The sequence below is a fragment of the Shewanella sp. SM73 genome (genome assembly GCF_025653795.1).
Taxonomy (GTDB): domain Bacteria; phylum Pseudomonadota; class Gammaproteobacteria; order Enterobacterales; family Shewanellaceae; genus Shewanella; species Shewanella oncorhynchi.
This window is the reverse complement of the sequence record NZ_JAKKRY010000006.1, coordinates 74187-92598: the sequence shown is the minus strand read 5'-3', so window position 1 is coordinate 92598 and position 18412 is coordinate 74187. Positions and strand designations below refer to the sequence as shown.

Below are 18412 nucleotides of genomic sequence, written 5' to 3'. Positions count from 1 at the left end.
TACTCGGCACCGCCTGAAGGCCCGGCCATATAAAAATAATCAAAATAATGCCACCTCTCAAGCGTTGCTTTTATGCGACTGATTTCTATTCATTTAATTTTTATTTTGGAGAGCTATTATGACTGATTTAAAAAAAGCAGCACAACGCGCCATTGAGTTAATGGACTTAACGACTTTGAATGATGACGACACAGATCAAAAAGTGATCGACCTGTGCCACAAAGCGAAAACGGCTGCGGGCAATACTGCCGCTATCTGCATTTATCCACGTTTCATCCCGATTGCACGCAAGACGTTAGATGAGATCGGTGCTGAAGATATCCAAATCGCCACTGTGACTAACTTCCCCCATGGCAATGATGACATTGCCATTGCTGTGCTAGAAACTCGCGCCGCTGTTGCTTATGGTGCCGACGAAGTTGACGTGGTATTCCCATACCGCGCACTGATGGAAGGCAATGAAACAATTGGTTTTGAATTAGTTAAAGCCTGTAAAGAAGCCTGTGGTGAAGTCTTGTTAAAAGTCATCATCGAATCTGGCGTGTTAGCTGATCCTGCGCTTATCCGCCGTGCATCTGAGCTTTCAATCGATGCAGGTGCTGACTTTATTAAAACCTCTACTGGTAAAGTGCCTGTAAACGCCACACTTGAAGCGGCTGAAATCATGTTAACTGTGATCAGCGAGAAGAATACCCAAGTAGGCTTCAAGCCTGCCGGTGGTGTGCGTGATGCTGCACAAGCGGCTGAATTCCTCGGTGTTGCTGAGCGTATTTTAGGTGCTGATTGGGTTTCACCACGTACCTTTAGATTTGGTGCTTCAAGTTTACTAAACAGTTTGTTACACACACTAGAATTAGCTGATGCGCCTAAGCCGACTCAAGGCTATTAATTGCAAACTATCGCTGATTAATACTATCAGCGTATAGCGAGCCTAATTAAGTGTGACCTAAATCTATTTGGCAAACTCAAAACTTCGATAGTATGAACTTGTAATATTGCTACAGTTTTGATGTTTCATTGCAAAGATAAGCACTAGCGACAGGGTTGTTAGTGCCTATCTTGGAGGCAGTATCATGTTTCTAGCTCAAGAGATTATTCGTAAAAAACGTAATGGTTTAGCGCTAAGTTCCGCAGAAATACAGTTTTTTGTTCAAGGTATCACTACCAACTCCGTATCTGAAGGTCAGATCGCCGCATTAGGTATGGCGGTGTATTTTAATGACATGAATATGGATGAAAGAATCGCTTTAACGACAGCGATGCGTGATTCTGGCACTGTGCTTAATTGGCAATCATTGGGACTCAACGGTCCTGTCATCGACAAACATAGCACTGGTGGTGTCGGCGATGTGATTAGTCTCATGCTTGGTCCTATGGCTGCGGCTTGTGGTGGTTATGTACCTATGATTTCTGGGCGTGGCCTAGGTCATACGGGCGGCACGCTCGATAAGTTTGATGCCATTCCGGGTTATCAAACTGAGCCATCAAGTGAATTGTTCCGTAAAGTGGTTAAAGAAGTCGGTGTGGCGATTATTGGTCAAACAGGCGATCTCGTTCCTGCCGACAAACGTTTCTATTCTATCCGCGATAATACCGCCACCGTTGAATCTATTTCCCTCATCACAGCGTCGATTCTGTCTAAGAAATTAGCCTGTAATTTAGATGCACTAGCGATGGATGTGAAAGTCGGTAGTGGTGCTTTCATGCCAACCTATGAGGCATCGGAAGAATTAGCTCGCAGTATCGCTGCCGTTGCAAATGGCGCAGGTACGAAAACGACGGCTTTGCTGACGGATATGAATCAAGTGCTTGCATCTTGCGCCGGTAACGCGGTTGAAGTGAAAGAAGCCATCGACTTTTTAACGGGGGCTTACCGTAACCCGCGTTTATATGAAGTCACTATGGGTCTTTGTGCTGAGATGCTGCTTCTAGGCGGTCTTGCAAGCAATGAAGCCGACGCTCGCGCTAAACTGAATCGTGTGCTCGATAATGGTCGCGCTGCAGAACTCTTTGGCAAGATGGTGTCGGGTCTTGGTGGTCCAGTCGATTTTGTTGAAAACTACAGTAAATACCTACCGCAGTCACAAATTATTCGCCCAGTTTTTGCCGATATGCAAGGTTATGCCTATAGCATGGATACCCGTGAATTAGGTTTAGCGGTTGTGACCTTAGGTGGCGGCCGCCGTAAGCCCGGTGATGCACTAGACTATAGTGTTGGCTTAACCCAAGTGTGTGCTTTAGGCGATAAAGTAGATTCATCGACTCCGATTGCCGTTATCCATGCACAGTCTGAAGCCGCCTTTGCTGAAGCAGAACTTGCGGTGAAAAAAGCGATTCACATTGGTGAAACCGCTCCAGAAAAAACACCTGAGATCTATGCCTATATTCGTGCATCGGATCTTTAAGGAAGAATTATGAAACGTACCATTATTATGATGTTGGACTCCTTTGGAGTCGGTGCTTCTGCTGATGCAGCAAGCTTTGGTGATGTCGGTTCCGATACCTTTGGTCATATTGCTAAAGCATGCGCCGAAGGCAAAGCCGATATTGGCCGTGAAGGCCCGCTGAAATTACCTAACTTAGCGCGCTTAGGTTTAGGCCATGCAGCGATGGAAAGTACTGGCGCCTTTGCCCCCGGTTTTGGCGATAATGTTGAGCTGATTGGTGCTTATGGTCATGCACAAGAGTTAAGTTCGGGTAAAGATACGCCGAGCGGTCACTGGGAGATGGCGGGCGTGCCCGTACTATTCGAGTGGGGTTATTTCAGCGAGCATCAAAATTCTTTCCCTAAAGAACTGACGGATAAGATCTTAGCCCGTGCAGGTCTGGATGGATTCTTAGGTAATTGCCATGCCTCAGGTACAACCATTTTAGAAGAGTTAGGCGAAGAGCACATGCGCTCTGGCAAGCCTATTTTCTACACCTCTGCTGATTCAGTATTCCAAATCGCTTGTCATGAAGAAACCTTCGGTTTAGACAATCTCTATCGTCTTTGCGAAATAACCCGTGATGAGTTAGAGCCTTACAACATAGGTCGCGTCATTGCCCGTCCATTTGATGGTACTGGTCCAAGTGATTTTGCCCGTACTGGCAATCGTAAGGATTATTCTCTCGCGCCACCTGCAAAAACTGTACTCGATAAGCTGAAAGAGGCTGGCGGTGAAGTAGTGAGTGTGGGCAAGATTGCCGACATTTATGCTTACTGTGGTATTACTAAAAAAGTGAAGGCGAACGGCTTAGAAGCACTTTTCGATGCGACCTTAGCTGAAGTGAAATCTGCGGGTGATAACACTATAGTGTTTACTAACTTCGTTGATTTCGACTCTCACTACGGTCATCGCCGTGATGTTGCTGGCTACGCCAAAGGGCTGGAATATTTCGATGCCCGTTTGCCTGAAATGCTCGCATTATTAGGTGAAGACGATCTGCTGATTTTAACGGCGGATCACGGTTGCGATCCAACATGGCAAGGCACGGATCATACCCGTGAATATGTGCCAGTATTAGCCTTTGGCGCTGGATTGAAAGCGGGATCGCTGGGTCGTCGTAATAGCTTTGCCGATATCGGCCAATCTATTGCGAGCCACTTTAAGCTTGAACCTATGGCCTATGGTGAATCGTTCCTTTAGGCAAATTAGCATTTATTTCGATTTGGCGGCTGACATTTGCCGTCAGTAAACAAAGACTTAAGTCTTAATAAAATAAACAGGGGTTATTTCGATGGCAACACCACACATTAATGCTGTAGAGGGCGCATTCGCTGAGACAATGCTGTTTCCAGGCGATCCATTACGTGCAAAATATATTGCTGAAACATTCTTAGAAAATGTTGAGCAAGTGACTGATGTTCGAAACATGCTAGGTTTTACTGGTACTTACAAAGGTAAGCGTATTTCAGTAATGGGTTCTGGCATGGGTATTCCTTCATGCTCTATCTATGCAACTGAATTAATTCGTGATTACGGCGTTAAGAACCTGATCCGTGTGGGTACTTGTGGTGCGATCAGCACTGACGTTAAAGTACGTGACGTGATCATCGGTATGGGTGCATGTACTGACTCAGCGGTTAACCGTTTACGTTTTAAAGGCCAAGATTTTGCCGCTATCGCTAACTATGAGCTGATGAATGCGGTTATCGAATCTGCGAAAGTTCGTGGTACTAAAGTTCGCGTAGGTAACATTTTCTCTGCGGACCTGTTCTACACTCCTGATCCACAAATGTTTGACGTGATGGAGAAGATGGGCGTATTAGGCGTAGAAATGGAAGCGGCTGGTTTGTACGGCGTTGCCCATGAGTTTGGTGCGCGTGCCCTGTGCGTTGTGACTGTATCTGACCACATCCGCACCGGTGAAAAGACTTCTGCAGAAGAACGTCAAACCACATTCAATGACATGATCATCATGACATTAGAAGCGGCGATTACACTGTAACTGTTACGCTGTAAGAGTGTGCTACTGAAAAAGGGTTCGCAATGCGAACCCTTTTTTATGCCAATTTTTAGCGGCTGTTCTATTCGACTTTGTTATTAATGGTTTGGTTATTAGAAATTGCTTGTTTATGGCTTATCTAGAGCTTAGCTATCAATAGATTAGTGATTTACCTTATCTATCGAAATAGATATTAACCTGTTGAATCTGTGTCGAGATCACTTGGTTCACTGGGTGTTTTTGGCGTCGAGGTTTCGGCCGCAGCGGCTGTTGCTTTAGTCGCGTGTTTTACCCGACGGACACTTTTCACTTTAGGTTTAACCTTAACAGGTACCGCTTGTTCCGCATCGTTTGCCGCGTTTTCAACTGCTGTATTATCCTGTAATTCCAATGATTTTTCTGACGTTTTTTCGGCCTTAGTTTGCACACTGGTCTGAGTGAGCTTATCGGTATTTGCCTCTGTCACTGCTTTTGGCGCCTTAGTGGGTTTAGCCGCTTTTTCTTGTGGATGATCAGTGGTCGACACTGTTTGATCTTCGGTTAGCACTTGCGCCAAACCATCATTAACACTTTCTGATGGCTCTTCAGTTGAGGATCGTTTCTTAGGTTTTTTCGGCGCTTGACGCAACTTAACCCGAAAGCGGCGGCGGTCGAAGTCGGCACGTTTGAAAGACAAAGAGCGTGAAAGCAACATACCAATCAAGCCTGCAACCAGCAGCATGATTTGTTGTTGCTCCATGTTTAAATTATGGGCTTCTTTGATTTCGTTGAAAAATAACTTGGTATCAAGCCTGACTTCGACATAACCTAGATTTTTCCCTTCTTGGATCACGGGCTCTACATAGGGAGGATATTTGCTTAGCAGCAAATTCATTTCTTCCGAGTCAGGATCAACTACATCCTTAGTGATGCTTTGAGCGAAGGATAGCCGCATGCCTTGGTCACTGAAGATGGCGGCGGACATTACCTTAGGATCTTCTACTAAAGCGCTGGCGAGCCATTGCAACTGTTCGTCATTTTGCAGTTGTAGCGCGGGTGCGGCACCATAAGCGGTTTGCTGTACCAGTAATCTGGCCATCTTTTGAGTTTGGGACTTTAGAAGCAACTGACCTTGTAGTAGGCTTGTCTGCCACAATTGCACTAAGCCGAATATTAAGGCGAAGGCGGCGGCAATTTGGATCAGTCTACTGATTTTATGGCTTTTCTTTAGCCCTTTAAGATATAACACTTTGACCCTTAAAATGTAGAGCGCTTGCCTAATCATAATTGATTCTGAGTGAGCCCGATAGTTGGAGAATTTAAGTCCGATGGAAAGCTTGAACCAAGATGCGCTTTTTTTGTGGTTAGTCTCTGACCATTCCCCAAGGTTTGAACGCCAAGGGCAAGTGTTTGAACGTTATCAAGAGTCAGCAAACCCCGCAGGTGTTTCACGTGTGCGAATTATTTATCAAGATGCCGTGGTAGAGGCGACAATATCGGCATGGATAGCGCAATTACCTCAGTCTAACGTTATCGGTATTGCTCATATCGAACGCCAAGTTGGTTTACATTGTATCGAGTTGGCACTGGTAAATTTGCCTTCTCAGGCGCAGTTAGCGGCATTCCCGCAATCTTTAGCTGAACTGCATGTCATCAATTTTGATTTGCCTCGCTTGAATCAGCCCGGTTTATTAGTGATGGATATGGATTCCACTGCGATTCAGATTGAATGCATTGATGAATTAGCGGCTATGGCGGGCGTTGGCGAGCGCGTGGCGGCGATTACTGAACGTGCTATGCAAGGTGAGCTAGATTTTGAGCAGAGTCTGCGCCAGCGCGTGGCACAGCTTAAGGGCGCTGATGCCAGTATTATCAAGACCTTGTGCGAAAACTTGCCTTTGATGCCAGGGCTTGAGCCTATGCTTTTAGAGCTTAAATCCCATGGCTGGCGTTTAGTGGTGGCATCTGGCGGCTTTACGCCTTTTGTTGGCCATTTAAGGCAGCTTCTAAACTTAGATGCGGCCTTTGCTAATGAGTTAGTGATCACTGACGGTAAACTTGCGGGGGAAGTAACAGGTAAAGTTGTGGATGCACAGTTTAAAGCGGATGTGGTTGAGCGTTGCAGTGAGCAGTGGCAAATTCCAAAAGGCCAAAGAGTCGCGATCGGCGATGGCGCGAATGATATTCCTATGGTGATGGCAGCGGATTTTGGTATCGCTTTCCATGCCAAACCTAAGCTGGCAGCGGCGGCGGATGCCAATATTCGTCACCTCGACCTGCGAGTTCTACCTTACCTGCTACAAATCTAGGTTATTCATTTATTTAAATATAAGTCTAGATAGAGACTGAGTTAGAGTAAGGACTCTTGTCTTTTATTGATGAGCTGGTAGTTTAGGGATATTGATAAACTACCAGTGACTTATTTTGACTCAGCTCGCCCAAGGCTCAATTTCGACCATTTCACAGTCTTCAATCTACCTGCCGTACCGCGATGGTCAACTGCATCTACGCCAGTTATTACCGGCTGCGCCTGATTTTTCTAAAACGCCTATCCTTATGCTCCATGGTGCTATGTCTAACGGTCGGGTGTTTTATAGCCAGAGTGGCCGTGGTCTTGGTTGTTATTTAGCGAAGGCGGGATTTGTGGTGTATGTGCTGGATACTGCAGGAAGAGGGCTCAGCTTGCCTAAAATCGATCGTGATTTTACCTTAGGGCAGGGTGAAGTGATCCGCGAGCAGTTACCTTTAGTGCAGCAGGCGATTCTCGATTTACATCAAAAAGTCTGCCAAGAGCAGACGACTCATAAAGCCGTTGCGCCTTCGCAGGTGCATTGGTGTGCCCATTCATGGGGCGGCGTGTTGATGGCGAGTAGTTTGGCCCGATATCCTGATTTGCAGCAAAGCGTTCGTTCACTGCTTACTTTCGGTAGCAAACGGACAATTCGGGTTAAGTCCTTCAAAAAGTGGTTAATGGTTGATGTTTTTTGGAATCGTTTAGCGCCAGGTTTAGCGATGGGCCAAGGTTACCTTGCCGCCGATAAGCTGCGTATTGGTATGGACAATGAAAGTCGCGCCTCATTAGTTCAAAGTATCGATTGGGTGCGGGGTGATTGGATCGATCACGATGATGGGTTTGATTATGCGAAAGCGGCAAAGCACGCTCATTGGCCACCGGCTTGGTTTATCTCAGGGCAAAACGATACTGTGTTGGGGCACCCAGAAGATGTGGCGGATATGGTCGTAGAGTGTGGCTTTAAACGGGTTAAATCGACGCTTCTTTCTAAGGAGAATGGCTTTAAGCATGACTATGGCCATGCAGATATGCTGACGCATTTAGATGCCACCAGCGATCATTTTCCTAAGATAAGGGATTGGTATTTAAGTTTTGATCTGGCGGTATTGAACAATTAAGACTGCTTTTTATGAAGTACTGGGTATCTTAATTCGACTTCTTGGGTAATATCTAACAGTTCGCCGACACCAATCACACGCCATAACTGTTCTTCTAACTGTTTAGCTTTATGGTTTGCATGAATATTAATGTATTCCAATTCACGGCGTAGGTAGTTCATGTCTGGCTTCTCTGTCGCGCCGCGATAAATGCGTAGGGCGAGGAACCTGCCTAGTGCTTTACTCTGATTGATAAAGGTTATCTGTGCTTCGACACCACCGATTTCAGTTGCAAGAGTGCACTTTAAAAAGATTTTTCCGTGAGATTGACGAATTAACTGAATAAACACTTCAATAAAATCCATGTCCTGTTGAGGTTTCATTTGACGGATAGGTTCGAGAATATCTCGCTTAAAAAAACCGTCTTTTAGCAGCGGCGCTAAATTATATTGCAGAGTATCTGAGGTGCCCGCGGCAAAAATATCGCTGATCTCATCCTGTTGTGTACCAACGCCTAAACAAGCGACTTGGGCAGATTTTGTCGTTTTTTCAACAAAATAGGGCACAGAATGTAAATCATGCATCAAAATATTTTTTAAACCATCGGCAAGTTCTTTGATTTCACTATTGTTTTCGGTGAGTTGCTCTAATTTTTCTTTGTTATGGGCAATAAGTTTATTTAAAAATTCCACTCCAACATGGGGCGTATGACCCATAACGGCGGTTAAATGCAAGGTTACACCATTCTTGCGGGTACGCACTAAGCGGTAGGGGAGGTTATCTAGCTGTGTTTTGCCTGCAATGGTTTGGAGCTTTGGGAAGCTTAACAGTAGTGGTTTATTTGATGAAAAATCTGCAGGATTATCCAAGGTTAATTGCATGCCTCGGCTAGAAATATCTAAAGTAATGCCCGTGGCTTTGTGCTTGTCTTGAGTCACATTGACTAAGGTTTTAAAGGCGAAACGCGCTTCTTGGCGTCGCTCGCTAAACTGCATGGAAACTAACTTAATTTGATTGGTGGTCAGTCGTTGTTGACCAAAGGTTTTTAGGGCGTTGGCATTACTGTCGTCTTGCCAAGCTTTGTAATGGCCTCTGGTATCTTCGTTGCTGATTTCGATGAGCTGAAGCAAATGACTAAATTGTGATAATTGTTGTTCGACCAATGGGCTAAATTTTGCTTCATCTCCTGGGAGGGTCGCACGTCGATAACCCTTATCATGATAAATTTTATCTTGGGTGACTTTGAAGATCCGCCAGCTGGGCTTGGTCGATGCAAAGCCTAAAAATAAAGGCATCATGCCCTTAGCTTTAAGCTCTGCTAAGGTGGCAGAGTAAAAATATAAGCAACCTTGGGCATTATAGGTAAAGCTAAAAAATAGCCCATGGTCGGGATTTTCAGGATGATTAAGTAGCTCAGATAAACGGCTTGGTGTCAGCATAGCTGGTAACTGACTCACATCATTTTCATCTTGAAAATAATGCACTATCTGCTGGTTATCTCGGCTGAGTAGCATGTGGCTCAAACCTTGAGTTTGAGTATTGAAATATAAAGGTAAGTGCGGCAAATGGGGTAAATAATGACGCTCAAATCCAAGCCCTGTTGCTGTGACTATCACATCATTCACATCTACTTTGTAACGCAGTTTGTAGCCGCGGATTAAATTGCCAAGCATTTCACTTAAGGCTTCGCTGCCCCCAATACGCTTGAGTCTTAACCAAATATATTCGCCATTGGTTTGGCTATCGACAACCTCATAGTCAACACCGAGCTGGAGATCGGGATAGTAAAACTCTTCACTGAGTTCCAGTAGTTTTATTTTAAGGGGATGGTCGAGATCGAAGGGATGGTTAGCTGCAAGGCGAATACGGGCACCACCTACGGATAAATCTGCAGTTATCCCTTGTACTTCACCACGGCCGGTTTGCGATGCTGCGATGCGAATACTGTAATTCATCCGCTCTTCTGTGCGGTTGAAATAACTGCCTAATACCACGCCGGGCACCATAAAAGGCTCTGACTCAGCCGCTTCCACTTGCGTGACACTTTGGCGCAACTTTAACCGACGTTGTTGGTGAGCATTGAGCACATACTCGTATACTCCCAAGGTATATTGATTGCGAAACAGTGACATGGCCTCATGCATACTGTTTTTGGCGGGTTCATCTAAAAAATGTCGCTGTTGACCTAACATCACTTCAATACAAGGAAGCTCTGATTTATCCCTGAGATCGATAATTCGCGTGCATGGTGAAGCCAAACGACTGAGTTCCATTTTCACTAGAAAACGGGTCGAATTGGTTTCATCTATCGTCAGCTGCTGGAAAATCTCTTGGAAGTTAGGTTCCATGAGCAATGGCTTGAGCTGTTCGATGAGTGCACTATGGTTATCTAGACTCATGTAGGGTTCTTTTTAATGCTTATTTTGTATTGGGCTGTTAGTCTTATGTCGGCAGTATTCGCAGTTACTTAAATTGATTTTATACAGATTTTAATGAGTTATGGCAAAGAATAAAACGGCGTACGTATGTAATGAGTGTGGGCAAGACTTTCCTCGTTGGCAAGGGCAGTGTAGCGCTTGTCAGGAATGGAATACGATCACTGAGGTGAGGCTCGGTGCAGCTTCGCCTGGGCGTAGCACTAAGTTTGTCGGTTATGCCGGAGCAAGCAGCAATGAAGTGAAGACATTAGATCAAATCGATCTCAATGCCTTACCGCGGATCTTGAGTCATTTTGGCGAATTAGATCGAGTGCTCGGTGGTGGGATTGTACCTGGTTCTGCCATTTTGATTGGCGGACATCCAGGCGCAGGTAAGAGTACGCTTTTATTGCAAACTCTGTGTCATCTGGCCGAGCAAATGCCTGCACTGTATGTCACGGGTGAAGAATCGTTGCAGCAGGTAGCGATGCGCGCCCATCGTCTTGGTTTGCCAACCAATAAATTGCGGATGTTGTCTGAAACCAGCGTCGAGCAAATTTGCGAAGTTGCCCTTAAAGAATTGCCTAAAGTCATCGTCGTTGACTCGATTCAAGTGATGCACATGAGTGATGTGGCATCGAGCCCTGGCAGTGTGTCGCAGGTGCGTGAATCCGCTTCTTACTTAACCCGTTTTGCGAAAGAAAATGGCATTGCCGTGATTATGGTCGGCCATGTAACCAAAGATGGCAGTTTGGCTGGGCCCAAGGTATTGGAACATTGTATCGACTGCTCTGTGATGTTCGAAGGGGATAGCGATAGTCGTTACCGCACCTTGCGCTCCCATAAAAATCGTTTTGGCGCGATCAATGAATTAGGCGTATTTGCCATGACAGAGCGCGGCTTAAAGGAAGTCGCCAATCCTTCGGCAATCTTCCTTTCTCGTGGTGAAGAAGAATCTTCTGGATCGCTTGTCATGGTGGTTTGGGAAGGCACACGGCCCTTGTTGGTGGAACTGCAAGTGCTGGTGGATAACTCGGCCATGTCTAACCCGCGCCGCGTGGCTGTGGGTATGGATGCAAATCGTTTGGCGATGTTGCTTGCCGTAATGCACCGCCATGGTGGTTTGCAGATGTCGGATCAGGACGTGTTTGTTAACGTGGTGGGCGGCGTGAAAGTAACGGAAACCAGTGCCGACTTAACCTTGCTGCTTGCTATGGTATCGAGTTTTCGCGGTGATATTTTGCCTAGCGATTTAGTTGCCTTTGGTGAGGTCGGGCTGTCCGGTGAAATTCGTCCTGTGCCCAATGGGCAAGAGCGATTAATCGAAGCCGCTAAGCATGGTTTTAAGCGAGCAATAGTGCCCAAGGCCAATGTGCCGAAAAAGCCTCCTGCTGGGATGGAAGTGGTGGGTGTTTCTAAGTTATCCGAAGCGCTAGAAGCGATTTAGCATCAAATGCACGCGAGTGAGATTAACACCAGCAAGCAAAACAGCGCCATTAGGCGCTGTTTGTATTTGTGAGCGAGTGTCTTAAGCTGTGATATTGTGTTTTTCGATAAACAACATGAGTTCACGATTCAGCAAAGAAGCATCACCTAGGTTCAGTTCCACCATACGTTTTAGGTGGCTGATACTATCAACATCGATAAAGTTACACTTCAAACCTAATTGGGCATTTTTTTGATGGACCAACTCAGTTTCCATACGGATCTCAATGTCAGATTCTGGTAAGGCAAAACTGAGGGTAATAGGATCACCCGAATTAATAAAATTTTGCGGTTCTTCAACCAAGGCGCCATTTAGACTCAAATCGAGAATGGTCGTCTCCCACTGTGCACCACCTTGTTGTAGATGTGCGCTCGTGGCAAATAGAATCCGCGAAAACTTACGCCTTTCGTCCATACCCAATCCTTTTTCTTTCATAGTCAGCTAAGTGTAGTCCCATCAGTGCCTCTAAGCATAAGTCATATTGATGTGACTGTAAAAGCAGAGTAATTTTTTGTTCAATAAAGCTACCAAGATCGCATATTCACGCAGGCGGTGTGAATGACGAGGTGTTCGTTACATAAAGCGTAAGTGTGGCTCCTTGTACAACAACCCCTGTAACATTAATACACCAAGTATCAATACACTAAGTATCAAGGTTTGGTTGACTTGCCATATTCTAATATTGGGAGATGAAGGAGAGGGAAGTTAGCGAACGTTTACGCGGCACTGGCAGACTCTTATCGTGATTAATGTGATATTAAGTAGCAGTTATTACATAGGTTTAGGCGTTTTTTTAAACAACAGATTTCAGTTTTTGCCGCTAATTTTTTATCGAAGTGTAGGCGATGTCTTAGCTATCTTTGGGAGATTCCAGTATCATCCGCGGCCAACAACGGCTGCGTCTACATGGTTAATGGCTTTTTAATCATCGCGAGGCATCACTGCTTGCAGATCATGGATTTTTCCCACAGTAGGAAAATGATGTGGATCTCTCACCCAAGTCTGATGGATTTGGGGCTCTAATCTGCCGCAGCCAGCGTCGCCAATTGCGTTTTAGGGTAATTGGTACCGACCCCATTTTAAGAGATCACAAGGTATAACAATATTATGTCTGAGCAATTGAGTTCAACAGCCGTATCCTCTGGTTCGTTTCTGGACCGTTATTTTTCTATTCAACAACGTGGTAGCACAGTTCGCCAAGAAGTGATTGCGGGATTCACAACCTTCCTCGCTATGGTCTACTCAGTGATTGTGGTGCCTAACATGTTAGGCCAAGCGGGATTTGATCCCGGCGCCGTGTTTATCGCCACCTGTTTAATTGCTTCATTTGGTTCTTTGCTCATGGGTTTATGGGCTAACTTACCTATGGCGATTGGCTGCGCTATTTCGCTCACGGCCTTTACTGCGTTTAGCTTAGTGCTAGGTCAGGGAATGTCGATTCCAGTCACCTTAGGCGCTATTTTCCTAATGGGTGTGACGTTCACACTTGTGAGTGTGACAGGTATTCGCCAGTGGGTGCTGGCTAATTTACCAAAGGGCATAGCCCACGGTACAGGCATAGGTATCGGCTTGTTTTTACTTTTGATTGCGACTAACAGTGTGCAGTTGATTGTGGCCAATAGCGCAGGCTTACCGGTGAAGTTAGGCGACATTAACAGCTTACCTGTTATCGCTACCGTTATAGGTTTAGCGGCGACAATTGGTTTAGAGCGCCGCGGTGTACCAGGCGGTATTTTGTTGGTGATTATCGCGCTATCGGTATTTGGTTTAGTGTTCGATCCGAGCGTTAAATACCAAGGTTTGTTCGCCTTGCCTGATTTTACCTCAGAGCATTCACTGATTGGACAGCTCGATATTATGGGTGCCTTTAATCCTGTGGTATTGCCTATCGTATTAGCGTTAGTGATGACGGCGATTTTTGATGCGACCGGCACTATCCGTGCTGTGGCTGGGCAAGCGAATTTACTCGATAAAGACGACAATATTGTCGGCGGCGGTAAAGCCTTAACTTCAGACTCAGTCAGCAGTATGGTGGCAGGTTTAGTCGGCGGTGCACCAGCGGCTGTGTATATCGAGTCGGCGGCGGGGACTGCAGCGGGCGGTAAGACAGGTTTAACCGCGACTATCGTTGGCGTACTGTTTTTATTGATGATGTTTTTAGCGCCATTAAGCTACTTAGTGCCTGCCTATGCGACAGCGCCTGCTTTGATGTATGTGGGTTTGTTGATGCTGAGTAATGTGGCGAAACTCGATTTTGACGATAAAGTTGATGCCATGTCGGGCTTAACCTGCGCTGTGTTTATCATCTTAAGCTGTAATATCGTTACCGGTATTATGCTGGGTTTTGTGACACTGGTGGTAGGCCGTATTTGCAGTGGCGAATGGCGTAAACTGAAGTTAGGCGTGCTTGCCATCACCTTAGGTTTAGTGGTGTTTTATATGGGTGGTTGGGCGATTTAAGTTAGGCAAACTGAGTGAGTTGAACTTAGTTATTGAGAACAGAAGCGAGTGCAGTCTTAGGATTAGCACTCGCTTTGATTTTGTGCTCTGTACTCACAATAGGCACGTAATAAGTCTTTCCAAGTAACAATCCCAACCAATTTACCGTCCTCTAACACGGGTAAACAGCCTATATTGTTATCTAGTAACATGCGGGTAGCCGTGTCTAAATTGATGTGGGGTGCGACGGTAACCGGATTACGCGTCATCACTTGATGCACACGTTTTTGTAGGGTTTCTAAATCTCTTGCGGTTTCGGCGCTACTGCCCAAGTTCGGGCTAATCGCGCGCAATAGATCCCGCTCCGATAACACGCCTTCAAGTTGATACTCATCGACGACCAACAAGTGATGAAAGCTCGCTTGGTCGAAGATTTCCTTCGCCACAGTTAATCGATCGTCCATTTCAACCGTGACGACTCGGGTACTCATAATATCGGCGATAATGATCGGCATGATGATCCCCTGTTAAGCTTGCGCATCCTAGGATGCGCTCTGTTAATGCGCTGCATTACAGTTACTTATAACAGAGTGGTGCAAGTTTAGCCAACACCCATTACAAAGTTTTAACTCAAAGATCTTGGACCTCTAGCTCATCATCCGCTGTGATTGGCATCCGCTCCGATTCGGGCAAGTGTGCGCCTATGTAGCGTTGATACTTTTTACCTTTCAGTTTGTGGGTGTCCACCAGCACTAAGCCATCGATACAATCGCCAAAGTCGGCGTCGATACCAAAGGCGAGAAACTTAACCCCATCCGCTTTACACAGTTCACCATATTGTTTGTAGAGCGTAGGTACGGCCGCCCCCATACTCGCGAGCACTTGTTTGAGTTGCTTAAAGTTACTCTGATAATCCTCGGAGAAATACAAGTCATCTAACTTAGCTTTTTGGGATTTAGATAAGCCAAAGGGTGACATGGAAACTGCCATCTGCTGCGCAGGTGCAAATTCCCGCGCATAAAAGTGCACTAGCATTTCCCTAGCACTTCCAGGCAGTTGATTACTGATGGACACTGGGCCAAATAGATAACGATATTCAGGATGCTTGGCGAGATAAGCCCCAATGCCAAACCACAGATAATCTAAACTGCGTTTACCCCAATATTTAGGCTGCACAAAGCTGCGACCGAGTTCTAACCCTTGCTTCACAAAGGGCATAAAGCTGTCGGCGTATTGGAATAGGGATTGGCTGTAGAGTGCGTTGTTGCCATATTTTGCTAAGACTTGCTCACCACTGGCAAAACGATAGGCGCCGATAATTTCAAACTGCTCTTTATCCCACAACACTAAGTGTTGGTAGTAGGAATCGTATTTATCGATATCGCGGCGCTTGCCCGAACCTTCGCCTACGGCGCGAAAGGCGATTTCCCTCAGGCGGCCGATTTCCCGCATGATGGGATTACTGTCGTTGTGTTGGTACAGATAAATCAACTTGTTATCTTGCGTTTCCCCTAGAAGTTCACATTGTTGCAGTGCCGCTTGCAGTTCACGGCGCGATTCGGGGTGGGCGATAGCGCTCTGGGTGATAAACAGAGGATCTTTATCTTTGCCAATACGATACAAGTGATTTTTAAGCAGTTTTATCTTGGTCTTGAGTGGAAAGTCCATTGAGCGTACGGCTTCATTAGAAATGAGCTCGCCAATGCGGATCGGCATATTACGTTTAGCCTGCTTGAACATTTCCTTCACTAGCAGCAGTGTCGCAAGTGGCTTGTAAATCATAGATGCGCCGTAGAAAGTGGCAGAGTTTTTGGCATCTAAAAATATTGGCAGTAGGGGCGCATTGCAGGAAATCGCCATCTTTAAAAAGCCTGAGTGCCATTGGGTATCACGCACGCCGTTAGGGCGCAGACGCGAGACTTCGCCCGACGGAAAAATCAGCACTGCGCCTTCGTTACGCAGGTGCTGGTGGATTTTTTCTAAATGCTGTTTCGGTGTGCCGCCGGTCATATTGCGCACTGGCAGTAGGATTGAGTGCAGCGGTTCCAGCGCCATCAAGAGTTCATTCGCGACGACTTTTATATCAGGGCGAACTTCACTGATGAGTTTGATGAGCGCTAATGCATCGAGTGAACCTATAGGATGGTTCGCGAATATGACCACTCGGCCTTCACAGGGAATGTTTTCTATCTCGTTGGCGGGCACGGTAAAACTAAAGTCAAAACTCGCCAGCATTTGTTCGACAAAGTCTACGCCCTGTAAATAGGTATATTGACTGGCGATATCGTTGCACTGTTTTTCATTGAGCAGGTAACGCAGCATGGCCTTGGCAGGTTTAGCGAGCCAAGGTTTGTCATTGATCGCTGGCAGATTTTGTTCAACCACATTATCAACGGTAAAAATCATGTTATTCGCCTTGAACGGCACAGTATGCTTGTTATGGCTAAGGCTGCTGTTTAGCATTTGTTCATTGTATTCCATAGCATTATGTAATTGATTCATAGTGTTAGGCAACATCCCTTGGGCGAGTTTCGCCGGTATTTATGTTTGGCATTTGCTGCGCTGCCGTTTTTTGTTGCTTGTCTTTGTGCGTCTCAGGCGGCTGTTGTACCAGCGCTATACTGTTGAGAATATCGAGCTTGAGCGTTTGCTCGTTCCAGCGGCAAAGTTGTAATTCGCCGCTTAAGGTTTCTGTGATTAAACTGCAGTTTTCGACCCAGTCACCGTCGTTGGCGTAGATGATCTGCCTCTTTTCAGGGGGACTGAGTGGTGAGTAATATTGGGCTGCTCTGGGGTGAGTCGAGAGTTCGGGCTGATGGATATGACCGCAGATCACACCGTCAACATCAAAGTGCTGGGCATAGTTGAGTACCGCTTGACGGTAATGTCCAATAGCCGCTTGAGCCTTGCCCACTTTGGACTTGATATAACTTGCCAGTGACCAATAGGGATAACCTAAGCGTTCCCGCAAGCTATGGAGATTGCGATTGAGGAACAACAATAGGTCATATAAATGGTCGCCCAATATGGCGTAGAAACGGCCGACACACACATCGGCATCAAACTGATCCCCGTGGAGCATCAAGAGTTTATGGCCGCCGATTCCGTGGTGAATATGTTGGCGGGCAATTTTGATATTCCACAGGCTTAGTTCGGCATAGGGTTTAATCAGTTCGTCGTGGTTGCCCGGCAGATAAATCACTTGGGTGCCGTTTTGTGCCAGTTCAATGAATTTTTGCAGCACCTTATTGTGGCTATCGGGCCAGTGCAGCTTACGTTTCAACGCCCATAAATCGACTATGTCACCGACCAGATACAAGTGCTGACAATGCACGGTTTCAAGCAAACTGAGCAGGTAGTCGGCCTTGCAATCTTTACAGCCTAAATGGATATCCGATAGCCAGAGGGCGTTAACTGTGATGATTGGTGTATGGGGTGATGCCGTCTGGTCTGAAGTTAATGCGGATGGGGTAATAGCGGCACAATTGGATTGATTTGAGGATGTTGGTGCTAATGTTGGCGTTGAGCGATTAAAGATGGGAGGGGAAAGGCTGGGGTCATTTATCTCTTCCCGCGTAGACCTCTCAAGTTTCCTGAAATTAAATCCTGTCATCTCGTATTCACCCCATTAGGCTGTTAACGAATATGAGCTTAGTGGGGGGCTTTGACCGAATGATGAAGTTTAGATGACATGCAGATGACAAAAGGTGGATTAGCCTAGACTGAACCTGTCAAGATTCACATCAGGATGCAATTAGATCCGATAGGTTGGTTTAACTTACTTCTGCCCCAAAGCAAGATAACTTTGTTGTCAGTTTGCAGCATAATTGTCATTGTTTCCCTTGTGACTCGCCGCCCTTGCATTTAACAAGAAGCGTCCCTGAGGGCTCGACGACGGCATCCATGCCGCCAACGGTCACAGTTGCAACAATGCCAATCTTAATTAACACTTCTGCTGTTCGTTTAGCTAAAAAGCTATTGCCCCATTCCTTGTTTCGGTTTGTTGGCTCAATAGAAAACTCCTACTCTTGTTGCCATACAAAATCTCATCCATTTACCTAATGTTTGGACCTAACGTAAAGCGACTAACAATGTATGGGTATACAGTCGTATTTAAATTTAGGTGTTTTGGTATGATTTTCAGACAAAATCAGTGCGCACTAATTCTATCCGAAATATATAAAACTCTATAAAATCAGGTGAATATAGTAACTGAATTTTAGTTAATAGGTTCGGAAAACGCGCATGCGCGTTTTTCCTGATGGTGTATTTG

The 18412-nt window shown here is 45.8% G+C and carries 14 protein-coding genes; 8 read left to right on the top strand and 6 right to left on the bottom strand.

The annotated features are described in order from the left end of the window. Positions 1–118 precede the first annotated feature (118 nt). The 4 genes from deoC (at position 119) to deoD (ending at position 4431) form a co-directional block, all read left to right on the top strand. On the top strand, positions 119–889 hold the full coding sequence (gene deoC / locus L5M51_RS10690; protein ID WP_006086931.1) for a deoxyribose-phosphate aldolase: 771 nt from the start codon (positions 119–121) through the stop codon (positions 887–889). A 184-nt stretch (positions 890–1073) separates the two neighbouring features. Then, positions 1074–2405: a thymidine phosphorylase gene (gene deoA, locus L5M51_RS10685; protein ID WP_198572939.1), complete on the top strand. Its 1332-nt coding sequence runs from the start codon at positions 1074–1076 to the stop codon at positions 2403–2405. Between the two features lie 9 nt (positions 2406–2414). Next, positions 2415–3629 (top strand): phosphopentomutase, encoded by a 1215-nt coding sequence (locus L5M51_RS10680; protein WP_263172650.1) that lies wholly within the window; start codon positions 2415–2417, stop codon positions 3627–3629. Positions 3630–3720: 91 nt separating this feature from the next. Continuing rightward, on the top strand, positions 3721–4431 hold the full coding sequence (gene deoD / locus L5M51_RS10675; RefSeq protein ID WP_006086929.1) for a purine-nucleoside phosphorylase: 711 nt from the start codon (positions 3721–3723) through the stop codon (positions 4429–4431). A gap of 190 nt (positions 4432–4621) precedes the next feature. Here the strand turns inward: deoD and L5M51_RS10670 are convergent, their stop codons facing one another. Next, positions 4622–5656, bottom strand: a complete 1035-nt coding sequence (locus tag L5M51_RS10670; protein WP_411569249.1) for a YtjB family periplasmic protein — start codon at positions 5654–5656, stop codon at positions 4622–4624. Between the two features lie 79 nt (positions 5657–5735). Between L5M51_RS10670 and serB the strand changes: the two genes are divergently transcribed. Continuing rightward, positions 5736–6716, top strand: a complete 981-nt coding sequence (serB, locus tag L5M51_RS10665) for a phosphoserine phosphatase SerB (protein WP_263172646.1) — start codon at positions 5736–5738, stop codon at positions 6714–6716. A gap of 115 nt (positions 6717–6831) precedes the next feature. Then, complete coding sequence (locus L5M51_RS10660) at positions 6832–7818, top strand: alpha/beta fold hydrolase (RefSeq protein ID WP_263172645.1); 987 nt, start codon at positions 6832–6834, stop codon at positions 7816–7818. On the opposite strand, the gene L5M51_RS10655 is transcribed toward L5M51_RS10660, so the two are convergent. After that, positions 7815–10196: a PilZ domain-containing protein gene (locus tag L5M51_RS10655; RefSeq protein WP_263172644.1), complete on the bottom strand. Its 2382-nt coding sequence runs from the start codon at positions 10194–10196 to the stop codon at positions 7815–7817. The genes L5M51_RS10660 and L5M51_RS10655 overlap by 4 nt on opposite strands. A 100-nt stretch (positions 10197–10296) precedes the next feature. Between L5M51_RS10655 and radA the strand changes: the two genes are divergently transcribed. Continuing rightward, on the top strand, positions 10297–11661 hold the full coding sequence (gene radA / locus L5M51_RS10650) for a DNA repair protein RadA (protein WP_006082696.1): 1365 nt from the start codon (positions 10297–10299) through the stop codon (positions 11659–11661). Between the two features lie 81 nt (positions 11662–11742). On the opposite strand, the gene L5M51_RS10645 is transcribed toward radA, so the two are convergent. Next, positions 11743–12114, bottom strand: coding sequence for a PilZ domain-containing protein (locus L5M51_RS10645; protein ID WP_263172643.1), 372 nt, complete (start codon positions 12112–12114; stop codon positions 11743–11745). Between the two features lie 693 nt (positions 12115–12807). On the opposite strand from L5M51_RS10645, the gene L5M51_RS10640 reads away from it, so the two are divergent. Then, entirely contained in the window at positions 12808–14160 is a 1353-nt protein-coding gene (locus tag L5M51_RS10640) for an NCS2 family permease (protein WP_105251716.1), read from the top strand. Between the two features lie 62 nt (positions 14161–14222). Here L5M51_RS10640 and L5M51_RS10635 read toward each other — a convergent pair whose 3' ends face one another. The 3 genes from L5M51_RS10635 to L5M51_RS10625 all read right to left on the bottom strand — a co-directional run bounded on the left by L5M51_RS10635 (position 14223) and on the right by L5M51_RS10625 (position 17752). Further along, on the bottom strand, positions 14223–14654 hold the full coding sequence (locus L5M51_RS10635; RefSeq protein WP_113939315.1) for a CBS domain-containing protein: 432 nt from the start codon (positions 14652–14654) through the stop codon (positions 14223–14225). A 115-nt stretch (positions 14655–14769) separates the two neighbouring features. Further along, complete coding sequence (locus L5M51_RS10630; RefSeq protein ID WP_263172642.1) at positions 14770–16656, bottom strand: lysophospholipid acyltransferase family protein; 1887 nt, start codon at positions 16654–16656, stop codon at positions 14770–14772. Beyond that, a complete protein-coding gene (locus L5M51_RS10625; RefSeq protein WP_263172641.1) occupies positions 16646–17752 on the bottom strand; it encodes a UDP-2,3-diacylglucosamine diphosphatase in 1107 nt (368 codons plus the stop codon). Before L5M51_RS10625 ends, L5M51_RS10630 begins: the two co-directional genes overlap by 11 nt. Positions 17753–18412 lie beyond the last annotated feature (660 nt).

Bases quoted from the DNA above. Each gene is read 5' to 3' on its own strand.
- deoC (WP_006086931.1), top strand. From the start codon at position 119: ATGACTGATTTAAAAAAAGCAGCACAACGCGCCATTGAGTTAATGGAC.
- deoA (WP_198572939.1), top strand. From the start codon at position 1,074: ATGTTTCTAGCTCAAGAGATTATTCGTAAAAAACGTAATGGTTTAGCG.
- L5M51_RS10680 (WP_263172650.1), top strand. From the start codon at position 2,415: ATGAAACGTACCATTATTATGATGTTGGACTCCTTTGGAGTCGGTGCT.
- deoD (WP_006086929.1), top strand. From the start codon at position 3,721: ATGGCAACACCACACATTAATGCTGTAGAGGGCGCATTCGCTGAGACA.
- serB (WP_263172646.1), top strand. From the start codon at position 5,736: ATGGAAAGCTTGAACCAAGATGCGCTTTTTTTGTGGTTAGTCTCTGAC.
- L5M51_RS10655 (WP_263172644.1), bottom strand. From the start codon at position 10,196: ATGAGTCTAGATAACCATAGTGCACTCATCGAACAGCTCAAGCCATTG.
- radA (WP_006082696.1), top strand. From the start codon at position 10,297: ATGGCAAAGAATAAAACGGCGTACGTATGTAATGAGTGTGGGCAAGAC.
- L5M51_RS10645 (WP_263172643.1), bottom strand. From the start codon at position 12,114: ATGGACGAAAGGCGTAAGTTTTCGCGGATTCTATTTGCCACGAGCGCA.
- L5M51_RS10640 (WP_105251716.1), top strand. From the start codon at position 12,808: ATGTCTGAGCAATTGAGTTCAACAGCCGTATCCTCTGGTTCGTTTCTG.
- L5M51_RS10635 (WP_113939315.1), bottom strand. From the start codon at position 14,654: ATGCCGATCATTATCGCCGATATTATGAGTACCCGAGTCGTCACGGTT.
- L5M51_RS10630 (WP_263172642.1), bottom strand. From the start codon at position 16,656: ATGTTGCCTAACACTATGAATCAATTACATAATGCTATGGAATACAAT.
- L5M51_RS10625 (WP_263172641.1), bottom strand. From the start codon at position 17,752: ATGACAGGATTTAATTTCAGGAAACTTGAGAGGTCTACGCGGGAAGAG.